Here is a 25,453-nt window from a genome sequence, read left to right as displayed (position 1 = left end):
ATCTTTTGATCTTTTGATCTTTTGATCTTTTGATCTTAAAAGATCGCAGCCTCGTTGCACTCGACAGCTCCTACACAGCTCCTACACAGCTCCTACAAGTGTTAACGAAAAACACCCCTCTGCTAGAATCGGCACCACTGTTTAAGCGAGGTGCCCCGATGAGCGAACCGATCCGCCTGACCCAATACAGCCACGGTGCCGGTTGCGGTTGCAAGATTTCCCCCCAGGTTCTGGAAGTGATTCTGGCCGGTAGCGGGGCGCAGAACCTGGACCCGAAACTTTGGGTCGGCAATGCCTCGCGCGATGACGCGGCGGTTTATTCGATCGATGAAGAACGCGGCGTGGTCTCGACCACCGACTTTTTCATGCCGATCGTCGACGATCCCTTCGATTTCGGCCGAATCGCCGCCACCAATGCCATCAGCGATATCTACGCCATGGGCGGCGATCCGTTGATGGCGATTGCGATCCTTGGCTGGCCGGTGAATGTGTTGGCGCCGGAAATTGCCCGCGAGGTGATTCGCGGCGGCCGCTCGGTGTGCGACGAGGCGGGCATTCCCCTGGCGGGCGGCCACTCCATCGATGCGCCGGAGCCGATCTTCGGCCTGGCCGTCACTGGCCTTGTGGAAAAACGCCACATGAAGCGCAACGACACCGCCACCGCCGGTTGCCTGTTGTATCTGACCAAACCCCTGGGCATCGGCATCCTCACCACCGCCGAGAAGAAGGGCAAATTGCGCAACGCCGACATAGGCCTGGCCCGCGACTGGATGTGCACCCTGAACAAGCCCGGCAGCCGTTTCGGCAAGCTCGAGGGCGTGACGGCGATGACCGATGTAACGGGGTTCGGGCTGCTGGGGCATCTGGTGGAAATGGCGGACGGCAGCGGCTTGACCGCACGTATCCGGTACGACCGGGTGCCGCGTTTGCCGGGGGTCGAGTATTACCTCGAACAGAACTGCATTCCAGGTGGCACCTTGCGTAACTTCGACAGTTACGCCAACAAGCTGGGCCGTCTTCAGGAACTGCATAAACGCGTGCTGTGCGATCCGCAGACCAGTGGCGGCTTGCTGATCGCGGTCACCCCCGCCGGTAACCGACAGTTTCTCGAAACCGCCGCGCAATTGGGCCTCAACCTTGAACCCATCGGCGAACTGGTCGAGCGACAGAATCACGCGGTCGAGGTGTCTTGATGTCTGTCGACTGCACCGATTACCGCGATATCTTCCTCAACGACCGGCCGATGATGGACGCCCGCGCGCCTATCGAGTTTGCCAAGGGCGCGTTCCCCGGTACGGTCAATCTGCCGCTGATGAACGATCAGGAGCGGCAACGGGTCGGCACCTGTTACAAGCAACACGGTCAGCAAGCGGCCATCGAGCTGGGGCATCAGTTGGTGTCTGGCACCATCAAGGTCGAGCGCATCGAAGCCTGGGCGGACTTCGCCCGGGCGCATCCAGACGGCTATCTGTATTGCTTTCGCGGCGGCCTGCGTTCGCAGATCGTCCAGCAGTGGCTCAAGGCCGAGGCGGGCATCGACTACCCGCGTGTCGTCGGCGGCTACAAGGCCATGCGCAGTTTCCTGTTGAACACGGTCGATGAGGCCGTCGCTCAGTGCGATTTCGTCTTGCTGGGTGGCATGACTGGCACTGGCAAGACTGAAGTGCTCACGCAATTGCGCAACGGGCTGGACCTGGAAGGCCACGCCAATCATCGCGGCTCCAGTTTCGGCAAACGGGCCATCGGCCAACCCTCCAATATCGACTTTGAAAACCGCCTGGCAGTGGACCTGCTTAAAAAGCGTGCCCAGGGCATTGAACAATTCGTGCTGGAAGACGAGAACCGTGCCATCGGCAGTTGTGCGCTGCCATTGCCGCTGTATCAGGGCATGCAGCAGTTTCCGATGGTCTGGCTCGAAGACAGCCTGCAAGGGCGGGTCGAACGGATCCTGCGTGATTACGTGGTGGATTTGTGTGCCGAGTTCATCCGGGTGCATGGCGATGAAGGCTTTGCGCTATTTAGCGAACGCATGCTGGAAAGCCTGAATAACGTGCACAAGCGCCTGGGCGGGGAGCGTCATCGACGGATGTTGGTGTTGATGGAAGACGCCCTGGCAGAGCAGGGGCGAAGCGGCGCTGTGGATTTGCACCGGGGATGGATCGAGGGATTGCTGGTTGAGTATTACGATCCGATGTATGAGTTTCAGCGGGAGAAAAAGGGCGCACGGATCGAGTTTGCGGGGGAGCGGGGGGCGGTGTTGGAGTATTTGCGTGAGCGGGTGAATCAACGAGGTTGATGGTGATTCTGCTGGCCTCTTCGCGGGCAAGCCCGCTCCCACAGGTACCACGTCGTACATAAAATTTGTGACCGACACGATAACTGTGGGAGCGGGCTTGCCCGCGAAGGCGTCGGAACAGGCACAGCAAAACTCAGGTCGGGCAAGTTTGCTGCCCATTATCCAGCCCCTGCTTGTAAATGTGGCTTTGCAGGCTAGCCTTGCCGTTGTGCCAAGTCAGGGTCAGCACATACAGCGAATCGTAATCGTTGGATGCCCAGTCTTCGGTGATCGTCTGTTCCTTGCCGACAGCTTCCCCGGCGACCTTGTTGATCAGTTCCGGCAGGTAACCGTGGGACCAGGCCGTGTAGATCACCGAGTTGTGATACTTGTCGTGCAGCAGCTCATCGGCCAGGTCGCTGGTGTCGTTGGCCGAAAAGTTGATGTTGACCGGCAGGCCGAGCTTGATCGCGCTGGGGCTGATGGTTATCAATGGCCGGATGTAGCTGTAGGAATTGTCCTGTTCGCCTTCCTCGACGTTGCGCGTCGGGTTGGCGGCAAACACATAGTTGGCCTTGCCGAATTTTTCCGGGAGCAGGGTCGCCAGGTCGATGGCGCGGTTCAGGCCTTGGCAATTAAGCTGGCCCAGGCCACCGGCGGGTTTTTCAGCATGGCGCAGGAACACCAGGGTCTGGGTGCCATCCACCGGTTGCGCGCGACTTTCGCGGGACTCCAGCGCCAGAAACAACGCGCTGGCCGCCAGCAGGGCGGGCAGGAAAATATAGGCGCGACGCTTGAAGCGATTGGCAAGTTTCAGAAAGTTCATCATGAAAAAAGGTTCTTCAGCGTATTGGGTTAAGGCTGACAAACCTTTACACCACGATTTTCCTGCATCGGGTGTTTTCCATGTCGTTGAGCCGGTCCGTTTTCAAAGGGGCAGTGCTCAGAGTCCTCTGAAGCCCGATTGGTTCGATTCCGGCCAAAAGCGCCGCAATGTATCGATAACCTGGTTCGGGTTCGAGCAGATGTTATCGACAGGATGTTGCGAATTTATGGACAGGGTACACGGGCGGGGGCGCAAGCCGGTCCTGAACTCTTCTGATCTTTACCATCAGCGATATTGATGGCTTGCGGCGCCGCACCCGGCGCCAACTCCATTATGATCATCACTCTCAACTGCCCGTGGATCTCGCCCATGACCGATTTGTCTGCGTTCCCCATCACCCGCAAATGGCCGGCCCAGTACCCTGAGTGGATTCAGCTGTACTCCTTGCCGACCCCCAACGGCGTCAAGGTTTCGATCATGCTCGAAGAGATCGGTTTGCCCTACGAGCCGCACCGCGTCGGTTTCGACACCAACGACCAGATGTCCCCCGAGTTCCTGTCGCTCAACCCCAACAACAAAATCCCGGCCATCCTCGACCCCCACGGTCCGGATGGCCAGCCACTGCCGTTGTTCGAGTCCGGGGCGATTCTGATTTACCTGGCCGACAAGAGTGGACAACTACTGGCCCAGGAATCTGCGGCCCGTTACGAAACCATTCAGTGGCTGATGTTTCAGATGGGCGGCATCGGTCCGATGTTTGGCCAGCTTGGCTTCTTCAACAAATTCGCCGGCAAGGATTACGAAGACAAGCGTCCACGTGACCGCTATGTCGAGGAGAGCCGGCGCCTGCTCAGCGTTCTCGATAAACGCCTGGATGGGCGGGACTGGATCATGGGCGAGCGCTACACCATTGCCGATATCGCCACCTTTCCGTGGGTGCGCAACCTGATCGGCTTCTATGAAGCTGGCGATCTGGTGGGCATCCAGAATTTCCCGAACGTTACACGGGTGCTGGAGCGCTTCCTGGCGCGACCAGCGGTCAAGCGCGGGTTGGAAATCCCGAAACCCCTCACTAACTGACACACCCCATACCCTGTAGGAGCGAGCCTGCTCGCGATGGACGTTAACGATAACGCGGGCCTCCTGATTCCCCGTGGTGTTCTTACCTCCATCGCGAGCAGGCTCGCTCCTACAGGGGGTGAACTCATTTCGTTTAAGATTTTTCAGGAATACTCATGTCCAGCCAATTCCCCGAAGCACGTCCACGCCGTCTGCGTCGCAATGCGAGCCTGCGCAGCCTGTTCCAGGAAACCGAGTTCAGCCTCAACGACCTGGTCCTGCCGATTTTCGTCGAAGAAGAGATCGACGATTTTGTGCCGATCAAAAGCATGCCCGGTGTCATGCGCATTCCCGAATCGAAACTGGCCGGTGAAATCGAGCGGTATGCCCGTGCCGGGATCAAGTCGGTGATGACCTTCGGTGTGTCCCACCACCTGGACAGCAGCGGCAGCGACACCTGGAACGACAATGGCCTGGTGTCGCGCATGTCGCGGATCGCCAAGGACGCGGTGCCGGAGATGATCGTCATGTCCGACACCTGTTTCTGCGAGTACACCGATCACGGCCATTGCGGCGTGCTGCACAACCATGAAGTGGATAACGACCAGACCCTGATCAACCTCGGCAAGCAGGCGGTGGCGGCGGCTCGGGCCGGGGCCGATGTGATTGCGCCGTCCGCGGCCATGGATGGGCAGGTCCAGGCGATTCGCCGGGCGCTGGATGACGCCGGTTTCACCCAGACGGCAATCATGGCGTATTCGACCAAATTCGCCTCGGCGCTCTATGGCCCGTTCCGCGAAGCCGGCGGCAGTGCGCTCAAGGGCGACCGCAAGAGCTATCAAATGAACCCGATGAACCGCCGCGAAGCGGTGCGCGAATCGCTGCTGGATGAGCAGGAGGGTGCCGATGCGCTGATGGTCAAGCCGGCCGGCGCGTACCTGGACATCATCCGCGACATCCGCGAAGCCTCGCGCTTGCCGTTGTCGGCGTATCAGGTCAGCGGCGAGTACGCGATGATCAAGTTCGCCGCGCAAGCCGGCGCTATCGACGAGGATCGCGTGGTGCGCGAAAGCCTGGGGGCGATCAAGCGGGCGGGGGCGGATCTGATCTTCACCTACTTCGCGATGGACCTGGCGCTGGCCGGGATCTAAAGACAACCACAAAAACCTGTGGGAGCGGGCTCGCCCGCGATGACGGCAGTTCATTCAATAAAGATGCTGAATGTGCCGGCCTCATCGCGGGCAAGCCCGCTCCCACAGGTTATGTATTGTCTTCAGGTTCTGCCAAAAAATGGCCGAATCCCGTGCTGGAGGAAATACCGCTCGATCAACTTCGGGTCCGAGCGGGTTTCGGCAATCGCCACATAAGTATCCGGGCGCAACAGATAAAACCCGTCGCGGCCCAGGCCTGCGGTCTCGAACGCCGGACGCCAGCCGAACACGTGTAGCGGCAAATGGTGTTCGTGGCACCAGGTGATCATTTCGTCGCTGGCGTCGCCATACACATGCACCTGCCAGGTCGGCGATGCCAGTGGCCCGAAATTGTCCCCTTCACCGTCATGTGCCCAGGGCAGGCGATCGCCGCCATGCACGTGCCCGGCAACGCCTTTGCTCAACGGCATCCCACGGTAGTTCAGGGTGATCTGCGACACCGTGCGAAAGAGGAATTCGCGAGAGGTTTCAAACGAGGCCATTTTCGGCAGCAGGAACGGCGCCAGGCGTGTGCGCAGCAGGTCGGCCATGCGACCTTCGGCGGTGACGAAGGTGAAGACCCGGTCGGTGGTGGACACCAGTTTTCGGGCAAACGCGATGCGTTCGGGTTCGTAGGTGGCGAGCAGTTTGGCCTCGGCGCCGCCACTCAACACGGCCGCGAGTTTCCACGCCAGGTTGATCGCATCGCCAATCCCGGTGTTCATCCCCTGACCGCCGGCGGGGCTGTGCACATGGGCGGCGTCCCCCAGTAAAAATGTGCGACCGGTGCGAAAATGATTCGCTACCCGGTGGTGCACGCGGTAGGTCGAGAACCAGTTCAGTTGCTCGACCTTGACCTTCATGTGCTCGATGGCCCGGCTGCTGACGTCTTCGAAACGCAGGGTTTCGGCATGCTCAGCGCGTTCGTCCCGGACCGTGCCGATCAGGCGCGCATGACCTTCGCCGGCCAAGGGGAACACCGCGAGGAAATCCGCTTCATCGAGGTCCACATGCAGTTCGCCATTGAACGTCGGCCCGCTGGCCTGCACGTCGGCGACATAGAAAATCTGTTGATAGGTGCCGCCGGGAAACCCGGTGTCCAGGGTCTTGCGCACGATGGAGCGGGCGCCATCGCAACCGGCCAGGTAGCATGCCTGGCAGTTTTCCTGCTGGCCGTCGGGCAGGCGCAAGGTGGCAATGATGTCGTCGCCGGTTTCGTCGAATCCCAGCAGTTCAGTGTTGCGCTCGACGGTCACGCCGAAAGTGGCGAGGCGATCGATCAGCAGCCGTTCGTGTTCGTCCTGGGGGAAAATTTCGAGGAATGCATAAGGCGTCAGGCCTTCGCCGACACGGCTCAGCGGCAAGCGTGCCACGGCTTGGCCCTTGACCCAGAAATTGGCGGCCGCCACGCGATGGCCTTTGTTGACCACCGCGTCGGCGAGGTCGAGCTGGCGATACAGCTCCAGCGTCCGCGCCTGTACGGCCAATGCTCGGGACGTGGTGCCGGGGGCTGACACCTTGTCGACGATCCTTACCCGAACTCCCAGTTTGCTCAGCCACAGTGCCAGTACCAGCCCGGTCGGGCCGGCACCGATAATCAACACGTCGCTACGGTGCATGAGCCCGTCCTCCTTTACCGTGTGGGTCAAGTATGGTCCAAACAGACCGGACAGCCAGATCATGTGCCCAATGGAACAGGTCTGTAGGAGCGAGCATGCTCGCGATGGACATCAACGATAACGCAGGCATCCTGAATCCCCGTGGTGTTCTTGTGTTCATCGCGAGCATGCTCGCTCCTACAAAGGGGGGGGGCAGCCAAGGGAACAGCGTGTGCTTGCCACAGTCATAGCCAGCACCCTGCCATCGGCCTTATGGTTGACCCGGCGCCTTCAATCACCAGGAGCAACATGCAAGCCCATCGATTGATCATGAGCATCGCCATATTGCTGGCGCTGGCCGGTTGCGGCAGTCAGCGGCCCCAGGAACCCCCGGCGCGCACGCCCGCCCAGATCAAGGCTGACATCCTGCGCCTGTTGCCGGCCAAAACCGCCGACCGCCAGGGTTGGGCCACCGATATCCAGGCGGCGTTCGCCGCGCAGAAGATCGCGCCGACCACGCAAAATCTCTGTGCGGTACTGGCGGTGACCGAGCAGGAATCGACCTTCCAGGCAGACCCTACCGTGCCCGGACTGGGCAAGATCGCCCGTGACGAAATCGACCGCCGGGCAGCCAAGGCGCACATTCCCGGCCTGTTGGTCAGCGGGGCGTTGCAGGTGCGTTCACCCAATGGCAAAAGCTACAGCGACCGGCTGAACGCGGCCCGCAGCGAGAAGGAACTGAGTGCGATTTTCGACGACTTCATCAGCATGGTGCCGATGGGCAAGACCTTGTTTGCGGGTTTCAATCCTGTGCATACCGGCGGGCCGATGCAGGTCAGCATCGAGTTTGCCGAGCAGCATGCCAAAGACTATCCCTACCCAGTGCAAGGCTCGATCCGCCGTGAAGTCTTCACCCGCCGTGGCGGCATGTACTTCGGTATCGCGCATTTGCTTGGTTATCCAGTGAATTACCCGGAGCCGCTGTATCGTTTCGCCGATTTCAACGCCGGTTGGTACGCCAGTCGCAACGCCGCCTTCCAGAACGCGGTCAGTCGGGCGTCAGGAATCCCGTTGGCGCTGGATGGCGATCTGGTCAACTACGGTTCGATCATGCCCGGCACCACGGAAAAGGCCGTGCGCACCCTCGGCAAGTCATTGGACATGCGCAATACGACGATCCGGGATCAATTGGAGCAGGGCAATACGTTGGCGTTCGAGAGCAGCAAGCTCTATCAGCGGGTTTTCGAGTTGGCCGAACAGGCAGAAGCTCGGTCGTTGCCCCGCGCGGTGCTGCCGGGGATCGTGCTGCAAAGTCCGAAAATCACCCGCAAACTGACCACGGCGTGGTTTGCCAAACGGGTGGATGAGCGATATCAGCGTTGCGTGGCGCGTGCGGATTAAGGTCAAAAGATCGCAGCCTGCGGCAGCTCCTACAGGGGTTAGGTGTTCTCTCTGTAGGAGCTGCCGCAGGCTGCGATCTTTGCGAGGCAGGCATGAAAAAGCCCGGCTGATCAGGCCGGGCTTTTGGGATGTAGCGATTTGATCAAGCGATGCTGTTGCGTTGCAGGTGGTCCGAGCCATCGGCAGCGACGGTGTTGCCTTGCAGGTGGTCCGAGCCATCGGCAGCGACGGTGTTGCCTTGCAGGTGGTCCGAGCCATCGGCAGCGACGGTGTTGCCTTGCAGGTGATCCGAGCCATCGGCGGCAACGGTGTTGCCTTGCAGGTGGTCCGAGCCATCGGCAGCGACGGTGTTGCCTTGCAGGTGATCCGAGCCATCGGCAGCGACGGTGTTGCCTTGCAGGTGGTCCGAGCCATCGGCAGCGACGGTGTTGCCTTTCAGGTGATCCGAGCCATCAGCGGCTACAGCGCGTTTTTCCAGCAGGCGATCAGCGCCACCTTCAGCGACACGGTTCTCGATCAGTCGATCCGAACCCCCTTCAGCGACACGATTTTCGATCAGGCGATCCGCGCCGCCTTCGGCGACCACAGGTTGAGCAGAGGTAGCGGCAAAAGCGTTCACTGCGAAAACCGAGAAAGCGATGCTGAGAAGGGTTTGGCGTTTCATGATCGTGTGCTCCAGGGTGTTATCGGTTGGTATGGAGCAGATGTTACGCCGCTGGATTTTCAAGAGAACTTGATTGACATGATTGCGAACATCGACGGGATTGATAGGCCGAGCCGCCGACTGCTCGCAGGGTTGATGATGCAGTCGTCGGATCGTTACGGCGTGGTCGGTGGCGGCTTCTACACTGGTTAGCTGTCGCGAGCCATCGCAAGGGGGTGTGCATGTATCAGCTCTACGGTTATCAAAACTCCGGCGCCGCGGCGATCGAGGCCGCCCTGGTGCTCTGCGGGGTTGCCTTTCGCTTCATCGATGTCGAAGCGTCGAAGGAGGCCGCCCAGACGTTGGGCACGCTCAATCCACTCAAGCAGATCCCGACCCTGCAATTGCCCGACGGCAGCATCCTGACCGAAAGCGCGGCGATCCTGATTCACCTCGGGCTGACCTTTCCACAATCGAAACTGCTGCCGGACACGCCCGCCGACCGCGATCAGGCCATACGCGGCATGGTCTACATCGTCAGCAATTGCTATGCCGCCATCGGCATCATCGATTACCCGGAACGCTGGCTGGCGAGTGCCGATGAAGGGTCGCGACAAAACCTGATCGCCGGCAGTCGTGCGCGGTTGCATGGGTATTGGGAGGTGTTTGCCGACCAGTTTTCCGGCGAACTGTACCTGGCTGACGAGAAGCCCGGAGCGCTGGATGTGCTGGCGGCGGTGATATCGCGGTGGGCCGGGAGCCGGGAGCATCTGCGCAGTACCCGACCGGGTTTCTTCGCCTGGCTGGAACGCATCGATCGTCATCCGACACTGGCACCGGTGTTCGCCCGGCATTGGCCTGCCTGAGCACGAATAATGACACCTGCAGCGCCCCATCCCCCTTGTAGGAGCGAGCGATGCGGCGACCCGACTTGCCCGCGAAGGCGGTGTTTGAGTCTATACATGTGTCGATGGACACACCGCCTTCGCGGGCAAGCCTCGCTCCTACGGAGGATAGGGTGGGTAAGTCATTCCCCGCGAATGTACTGTTCGAGCTGGATGATCAATTCCTTTTGTTCAGCCAGTGCCTCCTTGACCAGGTCACCGATCGACAGCAAGCCGATCAATTTGCCGTTTTCCACCACCGGCAGGTGGCGCAGGCGTTTGTCGGACATGATGCCAAGGCACGTATCGACGGTCTGGTGCGTGTCCACGGTGATTACCGGCGACACCATGATGTCGCGCACCGGCGTACCCACCGAAGATCGGCCGTGCAGCACCAGTTTGCGCGCATAGTCACGTTCACTGATGATGCCCAGCACCTGGTCGTTCTCCACCACCAGCAAGGCGCCGACGTTCTTTTCGGCCATCTTCATCAGCGCTTCGAGCACCATGTGATCAGGTTTGATCTGGTGCACTTCCTGATTCTTCTGATCTTTCAATTTGAGCAGTTGCGCGACGGTTTTCATGGCGGTTTCCCGGGTGTTGTCGTTGTCTTTGAAGAATCGTAGACCCGAGCGTGCAGGGCAAGGGCGAAAGCGGCGGATATCGCTCAAAAAACGTCATTTAGCGGATTTTATTTGGCCAGGCTGAAAAGATCGCAGCCTTCGGCAGCTCCTACAGGAGAACGCATACCTGTGTAGGAGCTGCCGAAGGCTGCGATCTTTTCAGGGCCTGGACGCGTAGAATCAACACCCTGAATCAATTCGAGGTTTGCAGTGGTGGATTTACCCCAGGGCTTTGTCCTGACCCGGCATTGGCGCGATACCCCGGCGGGGACGGAAGTCGAATTCTGGCTGGCGACCGACAGCGGTCCCCGACGCCTGCGCCTGCCTCATCAGCCGTCGGTGGCGTTCATCCCGGCCAGCCAGCGCGAGCAGGCCGAGGCCTTGTTGCAGGACGAAAAGCACGTCGAACTCAAGCCCCTGGCCCTGCAGGATTTCGAGCACCGCCCGGTACTCGGCCTGTATTGCCGGCAGCACGGCCAGTTGATGCGCCTGGAAACCACCCTGCGCCGAGCCGGCGTCGAGGTCTACGAAGCCGATGTACGCCCGCCGGAACGCTACCTGATGGAGCGTTTCATCACCGCACCGGTGCGCTTTGGCGGCACGCCGGGGGCGGAGGGCCTGTTGCTCGACGCACAGATGAAACCCGACCCTGACTACCGGCCGAACCTCAGGCTGGTCTCCCTGGACATCGAAACCACCGCCCAGGGCGATCTGTACTCCATCGCCCTGGAAGGCTGCGGCGAGCGCCAGGTGTACATGCTCGGCCCGGCCAATGGCGACGACAGCGCGGTGGATTTTCAGCTCGAATACGGCGAGTCGCGCACCATCCTGCTGAAAAAACTCAACGACTGGTTCGCACGTTTCGACCCCGACGCCATCATCGGCTGGAACCTCGTGCAGTTCGACCTGCGGGTGCTGCACGAACACGCCCGGCGCCTGGGCGTGCCGCTGAAACTGGGGCGCGGCGGCGAGGAAATGCAGTGGCGCGAACACGGCAACGGCAACCACTACTTCGCCTCTGCCGCCGGCCGGCTGATCATCGACGGCATCGAAGCCCTGCGTTCGGCGACCTGGAGTTTCCCCTCGTTCAGCCTGGAGAACGTCGCGCAAACCCTGCTGGGTGAAGGCAAGTCCATCGACAACCCGTACCAGCGCATGGACGAAATCAACCGCATGTTCGCCGAGGACAAGCCGGCGCTGGCCAAATACAACCTCAAGGATTGCGAACTGGTCACGCGGATCTTCGCCAAAACCGAACTGCTGAAATTTTTGCTGGAGCGATCCAGCGTCACCGGTTTGCCCGTGGACCGCATGGGCGGCTCGGTGGCGGCGTTCACTCATCTCTACATGCCCTTGATGCATCGTCAGGGCTTCGTCGCTCCCAACCTGGGCGGCAAACCACCGCAAGCCAGTCCCGGCGGTTTTGTCATGGATTCGCAACCGGGCCTGTACGAATCGGTGCTGGTGTTCGACTACAAAAGCCTCTATCCGTCGATCATCCGCACCTTCCTGATCGACCCGGTGGGCCTGATCGAGGGGCTCAAACACCCTGACGACGCCGACTCGGTGCCGGGTTTTCGCGGGGCACGGTTTTCCCGCACCCGGCATTGCCTGCCGTCCATTGTCGCCCGGGTTGCCGAAGGCCGGGAAACTGCCAAGCGCGAGCACAACGCGCCGTTGTCCCAGGCGTTGAAGATCATCATGAACGCCTTTTACGGGGTGCTGGGTTCCAGCGGTTGCCGCTTCTTCGATACGCGCCTGGCATCTTCCATCACCCTGCGCGGCCACGAAATCATGCTGCGCACCCGCCAGTTGATCGAGGATCAGGGGCATACGGTGATCTACGGCGATACCGACTCGACCTTCGTTTGGCTGCGTCGCGCCCACGGCCAGCAGGAAGCGGCGCAGATCGGCCGGGCACTGGTGGACCATGTCAATCAGTGGTGGCGTGAGCACGTGCGCCAGCAATACGGCTTGGAAAGCGCGTTGGAGTTGCAGTACGAAACCCATTACAAGCGCTTCCTGATGCCGACCATCCGCGGCGCAGAGGAGGGCAGCAAGAAGCGTTATGCGGGCTTGGTCACCCGTGCCGATGGCACGGACGAGATGGTTTACAAGGGGCTGGAGACCGTACGTACTGACTGGTCGCTACTGGCCCGGCAGTTTCAGCAGGAGCTGTATTCGCTGATCTTTCATCGCAAGCCCTATCAGGACTACGTTCGCGACTACGTGCGCAAGACCCTGGCCGGCGAGTTCGACGAGCGGCTGATCTATCGCAAGCGACTGCGCCGAACCCTCGACGACTACCAGCGCAACGTGCCGCCCCACGTACGGGCGGCACGCCTCGCCGACGAGTACAACGACCGCCAGGGCCGCCCGCGGCAGTACCAGAACGGTGGCTGGATCAGCTACGTGATTACCGTCGCCGGCCCCGAGCCGCTGGAAGTCCGCAGCGCGCCTATCGATTACGACCACTACATCAGCAAACAACTGCAACCGGTGGCGGATGCGATCCTGCCGTTTGTCGACGATGACTTCTCAACCCTGATTGGGGGGCAACTGGGCCTGTTTTGAGTCCAGCAACGACAGGGTCCAGTCGTCCAGGATGCCGTGGAAGTACTGGTTCAAGGCTTGATGAAACAGACTGTCTTGCGGCGCGACCTGGGAGAACAGGGTCATCGACGAGTGAAATTTCAGGTCATCCGGATGGCCGAAAATCGCCGCCACCGAGCGCTGCTGGATGTTCAGCACTTCATGGGTACAGGTGCGTAACCGGGCACCCAGCACGGGGTGATCAAGGTAGGCCTGTGCTTCCTCCCGAGAGCGGATCGCGTAGCGTCGGGACATTTCGCTGCCCCCCAATCCGGCGAATTGCGGAAACACGAACCACATCCAGTGACTGCGCTTGTGGCCGGCGGTCAGTTCGGCTTGAACCCGGTCGAACACCGGGTTTTGCGCCTGGATAAAGCGTTGCAGGTTAAAGGCGTCCTTCTGATCGGTGCTTCTCATGGCGAAGCCCTCTGACACTTATGGGTGTCGGGGCGCTGGCCTAGACCATGGCCAGTCGCTGCTTGCGTTTGGGCGCTTGAAACGCATGGTCCAGCGCCTCCAGATCCCCGGCTTCAAGCTGCAGTCCGGCGGCTTGGGCGTTAAGTCGCACGTGTTCGGGGCGAACCGCTTTGGGGATCGCGATCACGCCATCCTGTCGCAGCAGCCAGGCCAGCGACACCTGCGCCGGTGTTACGCCATGACGGCTGGCCACTTGCCTGAGCGTGGCATTGGCCAGCATCTGCCCACCCTGACCGATCGGACAATAGGCCATGACAGGCATCCTGTGCTGCTGGCACCAGGGCAGTAAATCAAATTCTATCCCCCGTTCCTCCAGGTTGTAGAGCACCTGATTGGTGGCGCAGGCGGGGGCGTTCAGTTCCAACAGGTCATCGACGTCGAAATTGGACACGCCCCAGCGGCCGATCTTGCCGGTTTCGCGCAGGCGTTCGAACGCTTCGACGGTTTCTTCCAGCGGGTACTGACCGCGCCAATGCAGCAGGTACAGATCGATGTAATCGGTATCGAGCCGGCGCAGGCTGCGTTCACAGGCCTGGGGGATGCCTTTGCGGCTGGCGTTGTGCGGGTAGACCTTGCTGACCAGGAACACCTTGTCCCGCTGACCGGCGATGGCTTCACCCACCACGTGCTCGGCACCACCTTCGGCGTACATTTCGGCGGTGTCGATCAGGGTCATGCCCAGCTCGATGCCCAGGCGCAGGGCGGCGACTTCTTCCTTGTGGCGCGATCGGTCTTCACCCATTTGCCAAGTGCCCTGGCCGATGGCTGGCACTTGGGTATCGGCCAGTGGTTCGGTTCGCATATCTCATTCCTTTTGCTCTTGCTGTTGTAGGAGCATGGCTTGCCCGCGATGGCGGCCTTTCAGGCAACCTCTGTGCTGTATGTGCTGCCGTCATCGCGAGCAAGCTTAGCTCCTACAGGGGTTGATGGTGAGCGAAGGCGAAGTGTCAGGCGAAATTGATGTTGCAGGTGCCGGCCTCTTCGCGAGCAAGCTTCGCTCCTACAGGTTTTTCGGGTGCCTGTTAGCCGATGATCGATTAGCCACTCTCAACACCGCACTTTTTGCGATTGACCGGCTCTATCCATTGCCGTTGCGGCGAATTCCGCCGCACAGGAATAAGCCGGCCCAATCACTTATGGTTCGAGTGTTGCCCTTATTTTTTTTCAGAGTTCGTCTACTGGCCGGGCTGTTGCTGCTCTGTGTCAGCGGTTGTAGCCACCAGGACGGTAACGATCTGTTCACTCAGTTGCGCGAAGGCAAACCCCAGGAATTCCTGCAAACCAGCGTCGACCGCATGGCCACGCTGACCATGCGCGATAACCTCGACAGTCTCTATTTGCTGATGAACAAGCTGTACCTGCGTAATCCCGATGAACTGAAAAAATCCGGTTTCCTCGACGCTCGCACCGCTGGCAAGCAAGTCCGCATGGCCATCGAGCAGCAACAACCGTTGCCCACCCTGGGCGGGAAAAAAGACCTGGCGGCACTGCGCTTCGCCATGAGCCCGGAGTTTCTCGGCGACCGGGTCGGGGCGTTCATCTATGCCATCGGCAGCATGCTGGTGACCGCCCATGGCAATCGCCTGGAGTTCTACATGACGGATGCAATCAACCCGACCTTCGTCAGCAACGCTGCGCGCAACATCGAAATCGCCACCTGGATTCTGAGTCAGCGGCAGAACAAGGATGGCCAGCCCATGCTGTTTTCCAACGAAATCTCGGAGGAGGGCAGCAACCTGAGTTTTGCCGTGGAGTTCGGCAAGATCGTTGCCCGGCTGGACCTGCTGACGCAGATGCTCGATGAGCGCTACCGGCGGATTGGCCTGAACTATGCGCAGAGCCTGTTGTTCCTCAATTTCCTTCCAGTCCAGTGAACGTCACACACCTCTGTAGGAGCAAAGCTTGCTCGCGATAGCGGTGTGCCAGTCGACGAATCGGTGGCTGACACTCCGCTATCGCGAGCAAGCTTTGCTCCTACAGGGATCGACGTGTGTTATTGGCATAAATATAGATCGCATCGTTCTAACTGGTTATAAGAAAAATCGCTATGCTGCGGGCCAGATTTCCCCTGCGATCTTTGTGGACGTATCAATGGATTTAGTGAACATCGGGTTGATCGTGGCCGGGCTGGCTGTAGGCTTCATCGTCGGCATGACGGGTGTAGGTGGCGGGTCGTTGATGACTCCAATCCTGCTGGCGTTTGGCATCAACCCGGCAACGGCGGTCGGCACCGATCTGCTCTACGCGGCCATCACCAAGTCCAGCGGCGTACTGGTTCACAGAAAGAACAACAACATCGACTGGGCGATTACCGGTTGGCTGACCCTGGGCAGCGTGCCGGCAGTGGCATTGACCCTGTGGTTCTTGAGCAGCCTGCACGAAGCCCCTGATGCGATGAACGCGATCATCAAACAGGCGCTGGGCTTCGTGCTGTTCGCCACGGCGCTGGCAATCCTGTTCAAGAAGCGCCTGCTGGATTTCGCCCACAAACGCGCCGGCGGTAAGTACAACCCCAGCGGTTCGCGCCTTAATGCCCTGACCGTGATTACCGGCCTGGTGCTTGGCACCATGGTCGCCCTGACCTCCATCGGTGCTGGCGCCCTGGGCACCGTGGCCTTGTTCATTCTCTATCCGCTGCTGCCGACCCGCCGCCTGGTGGGCACGGAAATCGCCCATGCCGTGCCCCTGACCCTGGTCGCCGGCCTTGGCCACGCGAGCATGGGCAACATGGATTGGCATGTGCTGGGTTACTTGTTGGTGGGTTCGTTGCCGGGGATTTACCTGGGCAGCCATTTGACCGGGCGCATCTCCGATGAGCTGCTGCGTCCTTGCCTGGCGACCATGCTGGTGTTGATCGGTTACAAGCTGGCGTTCTGATTCCAGCGCACAACTCTCGCTTCATTCGCGGGTGAATATTTCCAGCAGATGCCCCTCCGGATCATCGAAATTCACCCGCCGCCCCTGATGATATCTCGACCGTTTCAACGTTCGAGATTGCGTCTGCCTATTGCGCAATGACTGCCCTGACCTAAGCTTGGGTCAAGGCGAAACACATTTGCGAAGCGTCACCGGAACGAACGCCGCAATGCGCAATCAGTAGAGCGTGGATATCAAAAGGAGATGCGCATGCTCATCAGGTCACTGACCCTGGCTACTCTGCTGGCGATTGCCGGCCCCCTGTTCGCCAACGATGGCGATTCACCGCTGGATATCGACAAGGGCAGGGCACGACCACTGATCGTCATCGCACCCAGCACCGCAGATCCCGTCTGGAGAAACCTGAAAAAATCCCTGGAAGACCCGGCCAACAAGCAGGGGCTCACCGACCGCAGCATCAGGGTGTACAGCGTGTTGAACATGTCCGGTCAGCTCGATGGCAAGGACCTCGGCCAACAGGACACCATGGCCTTGATTCGCGCGTTGAAGCTCGGTGCCGGCGCTTTGCCCAAAGTGATCCTCGTGGGCAAGGACGGCGAGAAAAAACTCGAAAGCTCGGGGGAGGAATCGAAGTCGGTGGACCTGAAGAAAATCTTCGACACCGTTGATGCGTTGCCGACGACAGAGAAGGAAATGGCCGCACCCACTCCGCCACCGGTAACCGCCGAGGTAGCACCGCCTGCTGCCAAGGGCGCCAAGAATGCAAAAAATGCCAAAACGGCGAAACCTGCCAAGCCGCCTGAGCAGCCGGATGATTGATCAGACCAGTTGGTTTCGTTTGGCGAAACCAATCGGGCGATACGGGCAGTGATAAACGCGGGCGTGAGTATTAAAAGATCGCAGCCTGCGGCAGCTCTCACACAGGAAAATGTGTAGGAGCTGCCGCAGGCTGCGATCTTTTTATTTGGCTACATCATTCGCTCAAGGCGCTCAAGATCTGATGAGCCACCTTCACCCGCTCCGCATTCGGATAGTTTTTATTGGCCAGCATCACAATGCCAATCTGCTTTTGCGGTACATACGCGACGTAGGCACCGAAGCCGCCGGTGGAACCGGTCTTGTTGAACAGTGCATCCTGCCGAGGCGCTTGTGGCGGGTTGATCCACTGGACTTCATGGGGTTCATACGCCATCTGATTCGAATTGCCGGCCTGCAATTGGTCGAGTGTCACCGGGTACGGATAGAACTCCCAGCCCAGGCCCTGCGTCATGCCGTCCACCTTGTAGTAACCGGTATGAGTGAGGGCGATTGCCTGTTGCAAGGGCTTTTCCAACTTCGCCGGTTTCATGTTCGCTTGAACATAACGAAGCAAGTCCGAGGCGCTGGTTTTCACGCCATACGCTTCTGAATCCAGTGCGCCTGGGCCGACTCGTACCGGGTTGTCGTCCTTGTTGTAGCCCTGTGCGTAAAGTCCCATCTGGTCCTGCGGCACCTTGAGGAAGGTGTGCTTGAGGCCGAGTTTGGGCAGCAGGGTCTTTTCCATGGCTTCATCGAACGGTACGCCCATACGTTGCGCGGCCAGATAGCCGAACAGTCCCAGGCTTGGGTTGGAATACTGGCGATGACTGCCTGCGGTATACACCGGTTTCCACTGCTTGAAATAGCCGAGCATCTTGTCCGGCGCATCGAACTCGTTCGGGAACTGCAGCGGCAGTCCACCCCCTGAATAGGTGCCCAGTTGCAATACGCTGATGTTGTCGAACGCGCTGCCACGCAACACCGGCAGGATATGGCTGGCCTTGTCCGACAGGTCCAGCTTGCCGCTGGCCTGTGCGTAGGCGGCGAGGGTGGCGGTGAAGGTTTTGCTCACCGAGCCGATTTCGAACAAGGTGTTTTCGCTGACGGTGTTGCCTGTTTCCTTCGAAGCGACCCCGTAGTTAAAGTAATGGGATTGGCCATTAATGCTGATGGCAATCGCCACGCCGGGGATCTGCTGTTGTTGCATCACCGGTTTCATGGCGGCATCGACGATGCCTTGCAGGCGATCGTCCGCCATGCACTGGCTGGCACCGAATAAAAGTAGGAAAGCACTGTAGGACGCGAGTTTGTTCAGGTTGATTTGAGACATGACGCAAACACTTCCATGAGTTGTCAGGGGATTGGCCATTGGGCGAAGGCCAATCTATGCACTCTTCTGAGGCTGAACAACCGATGATATTTTGTACGAGCCATTAGAAAAACTTGGGAGTGGACATGATCCGTCCTCAATTACCGCTCAATGCCTTGCGCGCCTTCGAGGCCTCGGCACGGCACTTGAGTTTTACCCGGGCAGCGGTGGAGTTGTGCGTCACCCAGGCGGCGGTGAGCCATCAGGTCAAAAGCCTGGAGTCGCAGCTGAGCGTGACCCTGTTCAAGCGCCTGCCCCGCGGGCTGATGCTGACCCGCGAAGGAGAAACCCTGCTGCCGGTTTTACGCGAGAGTTTCGACCGTATCGCCGAAACCCTGGGGTGTTTTCAGGGCGGGCATTTTCGTGAGGTGTTGACGGTCGGAGCGGTGGGGACGTTCGCGGTGGGTTGGTTGTTGCCGCGACTGGCGGACTTTCAGGCGAAACATCCGTACATAGATTTACGTTTATCGACCCACAACAATCGCGTGGATGTCGCCGCTGAAGGGCTGGATTACGCCATTCGTTTTGGCGCCGGTGCCTGGCATGGCATCGAGGCCGTGCGATTGATTGAGGCACCCCTGTCGGTGTTGTGTGTACCGCAGATTGCTCGCCAGTTGAAATCGCCCGTCGATCTTTTGCAGCAAACGTTACTGCGTTCCTACCGCACGGACGAGTGGCCCGAGTGGTTCCAGGCGGCTGGTCTGTCGACTGTGGCGGTATCGCCCAGGAGCATTGTGTTCGATTCGTCGCTGGCGATGATGGAAGCAGCCTTGCAAGGTGCGGGCGTGGCGCTGGCGCCGTCGTTGATGTTCTCGAGGCAATTGGTGGCAGGGGGGATTGAGCAGCCATTCCCCATTCATATCACCACCGGCAGTTACTGGTTGACCCGATTGCAGTCACGGGCTGAAACGTCGGCGATGTTGGCGTTCAAGGAGTGGTTGCTGAACGCCACGATCCCGTAGGAGCCGAGCTTGCTCGCGATGGCGGTGTGTCAGACAGCCAATGGTGGTCTGACCCGACGCCATCGCGAGCAAGCTCGGCTCCTACAGGGGTTGTGGTGTTTTTGGGTTAGCGCACCAGACACGGCCGCTTGTTATCGAATGTCCACCCCGGAATCAGGAACTGCATCGCCACGCTGTCGTCCCGGGCACCCAGGCCCATGCCTTTGTACAGCTCATGGGCCTTGGCCAGTTGATCCAGGTCCAATTCAACCCCCAGTCCCGGCTTCTGCGGCACTTGCACGCAACCGTCGACGATTTGCAGCGGGGCCTTGGTCAGGCGCTGGCCGTCCTGCCAGATCCAGTGGGTGTCGATGGCGGTGATGTCGCCCGGTGCGGCGGCTGCGACGTGGGTGAACATCGCCAGGGAAATGTCGAAGTGGTTGTTGGAATGCGAACCCCAGGTCAGACCCCATTCGTGGCACATCTGCGCCACGCGTACCGAGCCTTGCATCGTCCAGAAGTGCGGGTCGGCCAGCGGAATGTCCACCGATTGCAGCTGGATCGCGTGGCCCATTTCCCGCCAGTCGGTGGCGATCATGTTGGTCGCGGTTTTCAGGCCCGTGGCACGGCGGAACTCGGCCATGACTTCGCGGCCCGAATAACCATTTTCTGCGCCGCAGGGGTCTTCGGCGTAGGCCAGCACGTGGTGCTGGTCGCGGCACAAGCGGATGGCTTCCTTGAGAGACCAGGCGCCATTCGGGTCGAGGGTGATGCGCGCATCGGGGAAGCGTTCGGCGAGGGCGGTGACCGCTTCGATTTCCGCGTCGCCGCTGAGCACGCCGCCCTTGAGCTTGAAGTCCTTGAAACCGTATTTGGCGTGAGCGGCCTCGGCCAGGCGCACCACCGCATCGGCGCTCATGGCTTTTTCGTGACGCACACGGAACCAGTCGTTGTCGGCGTCCGGCTCGCTGCGGTAGGCGAGGTCGGTCTGGTTGCGGTCGCCGACATAGAACAGGTAGCCGAGCATCTTCACTTCATCGCGCTGCTGGCCTTCGCCGAGCAGGGCGGCGACTGGCACATCCAAGTGCTGGCCGAGCAGGTCGAGCAGGGCGGCTTCCAGGCCGGTGACGGCGTGGATGGTGATGCGCAGGTCGAAGGTTTGCAGGCCACGACCGCCGGCATCGCGGTCGGCGAAGGTCTGGCGCACCTGGTTGAGGATCTTCTGGTAGGTGCCGATCGGGCTGCCAACCACCAGGCTGCGGGCGTCTTCGAGGGTCTGGCGAATGCGCTCGCCGCCCGGGACTTCGCCGACGCCGGTGTGGCCGGCGTTGTCCTTGAGGATCACGATGTTGCGGGTGAAAAACGGGCCGTGGGCGCCGCTCAGGTTGAGCAGCATACCGTCGTGGCCTGCCACCGGGACGATTTGCATGCTGGTGATGATCGGGGCATTGGCGGTTTCGTACGGGGTCATGTTCTTGTCCTTCTCAAAAGCAGTATTCAGGCGTGATTCGTTGTAGGGGCAGCCGTTGCAATGGCAGGTGCGACCTTGGGTTTGTTACGGGCGGCGAAGACGATGATCGCGGCGATGATCGAGGTCACGGCCAGGCCATACAGCCCGCCCTGGATTGACCCCGTACGTTCTTCCAGCAGGCCAAAGGTGGTGGGTGCGACGAAGCCGCCGAGGTTGCCCACCGAGTTGATCAGCGCGATGACGCCGGCGGCGATCCGTGCATCCAGATAGGCCTGGGGAATCGGCCAGAAGCACGATGACGCCGATTTGAAACCCAATGCGGCGAAGCAGATCGCCACGAAGGCGAAGATCGGCCCGCCGGTGGTGGACATGAACATACCGGCGGCGGCAATCAGCAGGGCCACGGCGACCCAGGCTTGCTGGTGCTTCCATTTGGCCGACAGCGAGGCAAAGGCGTACATGCCGACAATCGACAGCAGCCACGGGATCGAGTTGAACATCCCGACCTGGAAATCGCTCAGCTCGCCCATCTTCTTGATGATGCTTGGCAGCCAGAAGGTGGCGGCGTAGATGGTCAACTGGATGAAAAAGTAGATGACGCAGAAGAGGATGATCTGCCGGTCCTTGAGCAGGGTGCCCAGTGACGCCTTGATCGGCGACGCGGCTTCGCGGGCCCGTTGTTCGTCGTCGATGGCCTTGACCAGCGCGTCCTGCTCGTCACGGGTCAGCCATTTGGCATCGTGGGGTTTGGAGTCCAGCCAGAACCAGACAAAGAAGCACAGACCCACCGAGAACATGCCCTCGATGAAATACATCCATTGCCAGCCGTGCATGCCCAGGCCTTCGATTTGCAGGAGCAGGCCGGATAACGGACCGGAAATCAGCGAAGCGAACGCCGAGCCGCTCAGAAAAATGGCAATGGCCTTGCCGCGCTCCGCGCCGGGCAACCAGCGGGTGAAGTAGTAGATCACCCCGGGAAAGAACCCGGCTTCAGCCACGCCCAGCAGAAACCGCAGGATGTAGAAGTGGGTCTCGTTCTGGATGAAGGCCATGCCAGCGGCCACCAAGCCCCAGGTCAGCATGATGCGGGTCAGCCAGATACGGGCGCCGACCTTTTGCAGCAGGATGTTGGAGGGTACTTCGAACAGCGCGTAACCGATGAAGAACAGGCCGGCACCGAGGCCGTAGGCGGCAGCGCCGATGCCCAGGTCGTGTTCCATGTGGGCGCGGACGAAGCCGATGTTCACGCGGTCAATGTAATTGACGATGAACATGATGACGAACAGCGGCAAGACGTGGCGTTTGACTTTCGAGATCGCGGACTGCAGCGCCGAATCGGCACCGTTGTCCATCCCGGAAATGGATGTATTCACTGCGGTTTCTCCCACTGATTATTTTTATGCGGGGTGAGGCGGGCGTTGCGTTGTTGATGGACATCATACAACTAGATTTTTTTGCCCTGCAACCATTGTCACTCAACAAAATAGCCATTGTTAGGCGGTTTTTTATTCTATTTTGGGTTTTGTGTCGTTCGAAAAACAGTTCGTTTTACGGTGGTTGTTGAGTGTTGTCATACAAGTTGAAGGTGTTTTTACGAGATTCCAGACAAGCGCGGTGCTACGATTCCGTTAGCGCTACCTTTGGATGAGTACCATGCAAGAAGACCTCGACGTCCCTGCCCGCAAGCGCAGCCATAATCTGGCCCATGACTTGGTGGCCAAACTGACCCAGAGCATCCTGCTCGGACAGATGCTGCCGGGTGACAAGCTGCCGTCGGAGAACTCCATCGTTCAGGAACACGGGGTCAGCCGTACCGTGGTGCGCGAGGCGATCTCCAAGTTGCAGGCATCAGGGCTGGTGGAAACCCGTCACGGCATCGGCACCTTTGTGCTGGAGCGCGCACCGGAGCAGGGGTTGCGGTTGAATGTCGATACCGCGCTGGGGGTGCGTAGCATTCTGGAGCTGCGCATGGGTCTGGAAACCCAGGCGGCAGCGCTGGCGGCGGTGCGCCGAACGGATCAGCAATTGGCGCAGATGCGCCAGGCGCTGGACGACTATCAAAGCCTGCTGGCCAACAACGACAGTTGTGTCGAGGCTGATCGGCGCTTTCATTTATTGATAGCCGAAGCCACCGGCAATCTGTGCTTCACCGAAATCATGCAGCACCTGGGCAGCGCCATGATTCCGCGAACCCGGGTCAATGCAGCGGAGCGCGGCGCGGTGGACCTGAGCAAGCTCGGGGAACTGGCGAATCTTGAACACGAGGCGATTCTCAACGCCATCAAGCGCCAGGACCCGGACGCGGCTCGGGCGGCGATGTGGCTGCATTTGACCAACAGTCGGGACCGGTTTTCACCGAGCTGATTGTCAGTAAAACCGCGTCATCGTTCTTCGCGGGCAAGCCTCGCTCCTACGGAATTTGGGTCGGGTCAAAGTAATGTGATCGACTCAAATTCCGTAGGAGCGAGGCTTGCCCGCGAAGAGGCCGGTTGCCACAACACAAATCAATGATCAGGTACGCGCAACCTGAACCACCGCCCGCCGCTCCAGATTCAACGCCAGCACACTGATCAACACCACCACCGCACCGACCGCCACCATCAAGGTCGGCTGTTCGCCCAGCCCTACGGACGCCATCGCCATTGCCATTGGCGGCACCAGATACAACGTCATGGTCGCCCGGCTCAAGTCCACATGTGCCAGCACATAGGCCCAGGCCAGATAGGCCAAGGCGCTGGGAAAAATCCCCAACGCAACCACCGCGAACTGCACGCGCAACGGGGCATTGACCGCTTGATCCAGCAGCCCGGGGAGGAAGATCAACAGCAACGCCGTCCCGGACCAGACTGTGTAACACACCAACGTCAGCCCGTCGTAACGCCCGGTGTGGTGCTTTTGCAGCGCAAAATAGACACTCCAGGACAGCGCCGCCAGCAGGATCAGCAAGCCGTGGGCGTCGATGCTGCCCAAGCCATGATCGCCCGCCACCACAATCACCACGCCGATCAATCCCAGCACTACGCAGCCCCAACGCCAGGCGCTCACCCGATCTCTGAAGACGAAGCGCGCCAGCAAGGTGCTGAACAGCGGCGTTGACTGCGCCAGCACACTCGATGCGCCGGCACTGACCCCTTGCTGCCCGAAATTGATCGTCACGTGGTGCAGGCTCACCGCAAAGAAACCCAGCCCCATCAGCAGCGGTACGTCGCGAAGTCTCGGCAGGCGAATGCCCCTGAGAAGCGCGACCACGGCCATGAACAGCGACGCCAGCAAAAAGCGCAACAACGCCAGATGCACCGGGTCGTAGGCCTGCAATCCAATGTGGATACCGGTTGGGGAATAGCCCCAGCAAGCCACGACAAAGGCCATGGCCAGGATGATTTTCAAGGGGGAGGCTGGGGTGAGGTCATTCATGCTTGTGCACCGAAAGGCAGGTGCACTGAGTATCAGAACTCCGATTGCTCGCCACAACTGACTTATACTGCGCAAATCGTTCACTTTGAGTGATGTATATGGAGCTGTCCCAAATTCGCATGTTCAAGACTGTTGCCGAGGTTGGCAGCATTGCCCGCGCGGCTGAGGTGCTGCATTGCGTGCCGTCGAACATTACGGCCCGGATCAAGGCGTTGGAGGCGGAATTGGGTGTCGCGTTGTTTCTGCGTGAGGGGCGCGGGTTACGCATCAGCCCGTCGGGGCAGACTTTTCTGGCCTATGCCTTGAAGATCCTGGCCTTGACTGCCGAAGCCAAGCGCGCGGTGGACCCCTCTGCCGAACCGTCCGGACCGTTGCGCATTGGTGCTATCGAATCCTCGGCCACCGGTCGCTTGCCGCGCTTGCTGGCCAAATTCCACAAGCGTTACCCGGCGGTGGCGCTGGAATTGACCACTGGCTCCTGGGGCCAATTGCTTGATGACACCCTGAGTCATCGCCTCGACGGCGCCATCGTGGCAGTGGATGTCGAGCGCTCGCACCTAAAACGCACCCCAATGTATCGCGAGGACCTGCTGCTGATCGCCTCGACCTCACTGGGGCCGGTGCGTGACATGACGGATTTGCAGGACAAGACCGTCTTCATGTGGCCCCAGGGTTGTCCATATCGCGCGGCGCTGGAGCATTGGTTGTTGCGCCAGGGGCAAGCGCTGCCGATTGTCAGCCTGGCCAGTTATGGCGCGATTGTCGGCTGTGTCAGTGCCGGAGCCGGCGTGGCGCTGGTGCCTAAGGGGGTGTTCGATCAATACGCCAAGGGGGCGGGGTGCGTGGGGTACGAATTCCCTGAACTGACGGCCATCGACAACCTGTTTTACTGGCATGAAAACGCCGGGGTACACCCGGCGCGGGAGGCGTTTGTGGCGATGCTGCGCGAAGAATTTGCATAACCACCCTGTAGGAGCTGCCGCAGGCTGCGATCTTTTGATTTAGTTTTTTAAGA

The 25,453-nt window shown here is 60.0% G+C and carries 23 protein-coding genes; 13 read left to right on the top strand and 10 right to left on the bottom strand.

Going from position 1 to position 25,453, the window contains the following annotated elements:
* The first annotated feature begins 158 nt into the window (after positions 1-158).
* A complete protein-coding gene (gene selD, locus ABTV22_RS19735) occupies positions 159-1,193 on the top strand; it encodes a selenide, water dikinase SelD (protein WP_433736169.1) in 1,035 nt (344 codons plus the stop codon).
* Complete coding sequence (mnmH, locus tag ABTV22_RS19730; RefSeq protein ID WP_433736168.1) at positions 1,193-2,296, top strand: tRNA 2-selenouridine(34) synthase MnmH; 1,104 nt, start codon at positions 1,193-1,195, stop codon at positions 2,294-2,296. Before selD ends, mnmH begins: the two co-directional genes overlap by 1 nt.
* 133 nt (positions 2,297-2,429) lie before the next feature.
* On the opposite strand, the gene ABTV22_RS19725 is transcribed toward mnmH, so the two are convergent.
* Entirely contained in the window at positions 2,430-3,104 is a 675-nt protein-coding gene (locus ABTV22_RS19725) for a histidine phosphatase family protein (protein WP_433736167.1), read from the bottom strand.
* 366 nt (positions 3,105-3,470) lie between these two features.
* On the opposite strand from ABTV22_RS19725, the gene ABTV22_RS19720 reads away from it, so the two are divergent.
* Positions 3,471-4,181, top strand: a complete 711-nt coding sequence (locus ABTV22_RS19720; protein WP_433736166.1) for a glutathione binding-like protein — start codon at positions 3,471-3,473, stop codon at positions 4,179-4,181.
* A 155-nt stretch (positions 4,182-4,336) separates the two neighbouring features.
* A complete protein-coding gene (hemB, locus tag ABTV22_RS19715) occupies positions 4,337-5,311 on the top strand; it encodes a porphobilinogen synthase (protein ID WP_433736165.1) in 975 nt (324 codons plus the stop codon).
* Positions 5,312-5,433: 122 nt separating this feature from the next.
* On the opposite strand, the gene ABTV22_RS19710 is transcribed toward hemB, so the two are convergent.
* Complete coding sequence (locus ABTV22_RS19710) at positions 5,434-6,969, bottom strand: FAD-dependent monooxygenase (RefSeq protein ID WP_433736164.1); 1,536 nt, start codon at positions 6,967-6,969, stop codon at positions 5,434-5,436.
* Between the two features lie 288 nt (positions 6,970-7,257).
* Between ABTV22_RS19710 and ABTV22_RS19705 the strand changes: the two genes are divergently transcribed.
* On the top strand, positions 7,258-8,349 hold the full coding sequence (locus ABTV22_RS19705) for a DUF1615 domain-containing protein (RefSeq protein WP_433736163.1): 1,092 nt from the start codon (positions 7,258-7,260) through the stop codon (positions 8,347-8,349).
* Positions 8,350-8,491: 142 nt separating this feature from the next.
* On the opposite strand, the gene ABTV22_RS19700 is transcribed toward ABTV22_RS19705, so the two are convergent.
* Positions 8,492-9,013, bottom strand: a complete 522-nt coding sequence (locus ABTV22_RS19700) for a hypothetical protein (protein WP_433736162.1) — start codon at positions 9,011-9,013, stop codon at positions 8,492-8,494.
* Between the two features lie 221 nt (positions 9,014-9,234).
* On the opposite strand from ABTV22_RS19700, the gene ABTV22_RS19695 reads away from it, so the two are divergent.
* Positions 9,235-9,858: a glutathione S-transferase family protein gene (locus tag ABTV22_RS19695; protein ID WP_433736161.1), complete on the top strand. Its 624-nt coding sequence runs from the start codon at positions 9,235-9,237 to the stop codon at positions 9,856-9,858.
* 161 nt (positions 9,859-10,019) lie between these two features.
* Here ABTV22_RS19695 and ABTV22_RS19690 read toward each other — a convergent pair whose 3' ends face one another.
* Positions 10,020-10,460, bottom strand: coding sequence for a CBS domain-containing protein (locus ABTV22_RS19690; protein WP_433736160.1), 441 nt, complete (start codon positions 10,458-10,460; stop codon positions 10,020-10,022).
* Positions 10,461-10,712: 252 nt separating this feature from the next.
* Here ABTV22_RS19690 and ABTV22_RS19685 point away from each other — a divergent pair, with 252 nt between their 5' ends.
* Positions 10,713-13,073, top strand: a complete 2,361-nt coding sequence (locus ABTV22_RS19685; protein ID WP_433736159.1) for a DNA polymerase II — start codon at positions 10,713-10,715, stop codon at positions 13,071-13,073.
* Here the strand turns inward: ABTV22_RS19685 and ABTV22_RS19680 are convergent.
* Both ABTV22_RS19680 and ABTV22_RS19675 read right to left on the bottom strand, forming a co-directional pair.
* The gene (locus ABTV22_RS19680; protein WP_433736158.1) at positions 13,038-13,508 is read right to left on the bottom strand and encodes a DUF1810 domain-containing protein; all 471 of its coding nucleotides are present in this window, start codon (positions 13,506-13,508) and stop codon (positions 13,038-13,040) included. The two genes, ABTV22_RS19685 and ABTV22_RS19680, sit on opposite strands and share 36 nt — an antisense overlap.
* 40 nt (positions 13,509-13,548) lie before the next feature.
* Positions 13,549-14,370 (bottom strand): aldo/keto reductase, encoded by an 822-nt coding sequence (locus tag ABTV22_RS19675; RefSeq protein WP_433736157.1) that lies wholly within the window; start codon positions 14,368-14,370, stop codon positions 13,549-13,551.
* Positions 14,371-14,704: 334 nt separating this feature from the next.
* Between ABTV22_RS19675 and ABTV22_RS19670 the strand changes: the two genes are divergently transcribed.
* The 3 genes from ABTV22_RS19670 to ABTV22_RS19660 all read left to right on the top strand — a co-directional run bounded on the left by ABTV22_RS19670 (position 14,705) and on the right by ABTV22_RS19660 (position 17,264).
* Positions 14,705-15,442 (top strand): hypothetical protein, encoded by a 738-nt coding sequence (locus tag ABTV22_RS19670; protein ID WP_433736156.1) that lies wholly within the window; start codon positions 14,705-14,707, stop codon positions 15,440-15,442.
* Between the two features lie 217 nt (positions 15,443-15,659).
* Positions 15,660-16,445 carry a sulfite exporter TauE/SafE family protein gene (locus tag ABTV22_RS19665; RefSeq protein WP_433736155.1) on the top strand — a complete coding sequence of 262 codons (786 nt, stop codon included), beginning with the start codon at positions 15,660-15,662 and terminating at the stop codon, positions 16,443-16,445.
* A 249-nt stretch (positions 16,446-16,694) separates the two neighbouring features.
* Positions 16,695-17,264: a DUF4174 domain-containing protein gene (locus ABTV22_RS19660; protein WP_433736154.1), complete on the top strand. Its 570-nt coding sequence runs from the start codon at positions 16,695-16,697 to the stop codon at positions 17,262-17,264.
* Positions 17,265-17,418: 154 nt separating this feature from the next.
* Here the strand turns inward: ABTV22_RS19660 and ampC are convergent, their stop codons facing one another.
* The gene (gene ampC / locus ABTV22_RS19655) at positions 17,419-18,573 is read right to left on the bottom strand and encodes a class C beta-lactamase (protein WP_433736153.1); all 1,155 of its coding nucleotides are present in this window, start codon (positions 18,571-18,573) and stop codon (positions 17,419-17,421) included.
* A 125-nt stretch (positions 18,574-18,698) separates the two neighbouring features.
* Here ampC and ABTV22_RS19650 point away from each other — a divergent pair, with 125 nt between their 5' ends.
* Entirely contained in the window at positions 18,699-19,574 is an 876-nt protein-coding gene (locus ABTV22_RS19650) for a LysR family transcriptional regulator (protein ID WP_433736152.1), read from the top strand.
* Positions 19,575-19,680: 106 nt separating this feature from the next.
* Here ABTV22_RS19650 and gudD read toward each other — a convergent pair whose 3' ends face one another.
* Positions 19,681-21,024 carry a glucarate dehydratase gene (gene gudD, locus ABTV22_RS19645; RefSeq protein WP_433736151.1) on the bottom strand — a complete coding sequence of 448 codons (1,344 nt, stop codon included), beginning with the start codon at positions 21,022-21,024 and terminating at the stop codon, positions 19,681-19,683.
* Positions 21,025-21,050: 26 nt separating this feature from the next.
* The gene (locus ABTV22_RS19640; protein WP_433736150.1) at positions 21,051-22,397 is read right to left on the bottom strand and encodes an MFS transporter; all 1,347 of its coding nucleotides are present in this window, start codon (positions 22,395-22,397) and stop codon (positions 21,051-21,053) included.
* Between the two features lie 280 nt (positions 22,398-22,677).
* Between ABTV22_RS19640 and ABTV22_RS19635 the strand changes: the two genes are divergently transcribed.
* Entirely contained in the window at positions 22,678-23,388 is a 711-nt protein-coding gene (locus ABTV22_RS19635; RefSeq protein WP_433736149.1) for a FadR/GntR family transcriptional regulator, read from the top strand.
* Between the two features lie 147 nt (positions 23,389-23,535).
* Here the strand turns inward: ABTV22_RS19635 and ABTV22_RS19630 are convergent, their stop codons facing one another.
* Positions 23,536-24,438: a DMT family transporter gene (locus ABTV22_RS19630; protein WP_433736148.1), complete on the bottom strand. Its 903-nt coding sequence runs from the start codon at positions 24,436-24,438 to the stop codon at positions 23,536-23,538.
* A 98-nt stretch (positions 24,439-24,536) separates the two neighbouring features.
* Between ABTV22_RS19630 and ABTV22_RS19625 the strand changes: the two genes are divergently transcribed.
* A complete protein-coding gene (locus ABTV22_RS19625) occupies positions 24,537-25,400 on the top strand; it encodes a LysR family transcriptional regulator (RefSeq protein WP_433736147.1) in 864 nt (287 codons plus the stop codon).
* The last annotated feature ends 53 nt before the right edge of the window (positions 25,401-25,453 follow it).

It is taken from the genome of Pseudomonas putida, assembly GCF_050990305.1.
Taxonomy (GTDB): Bacteria; Pseudomonadota; Gammaproteobacteria; order Pseudomonadales; family Pseudomonadaceae; genus Aquipseudomonas; species Aquipseudomonas putida_AH.
The sequence above is the reverse complement of the archived record's forward strand: the minus strand, read 5'-3'. Positions and strand labels throughout refer to the sequence as shown.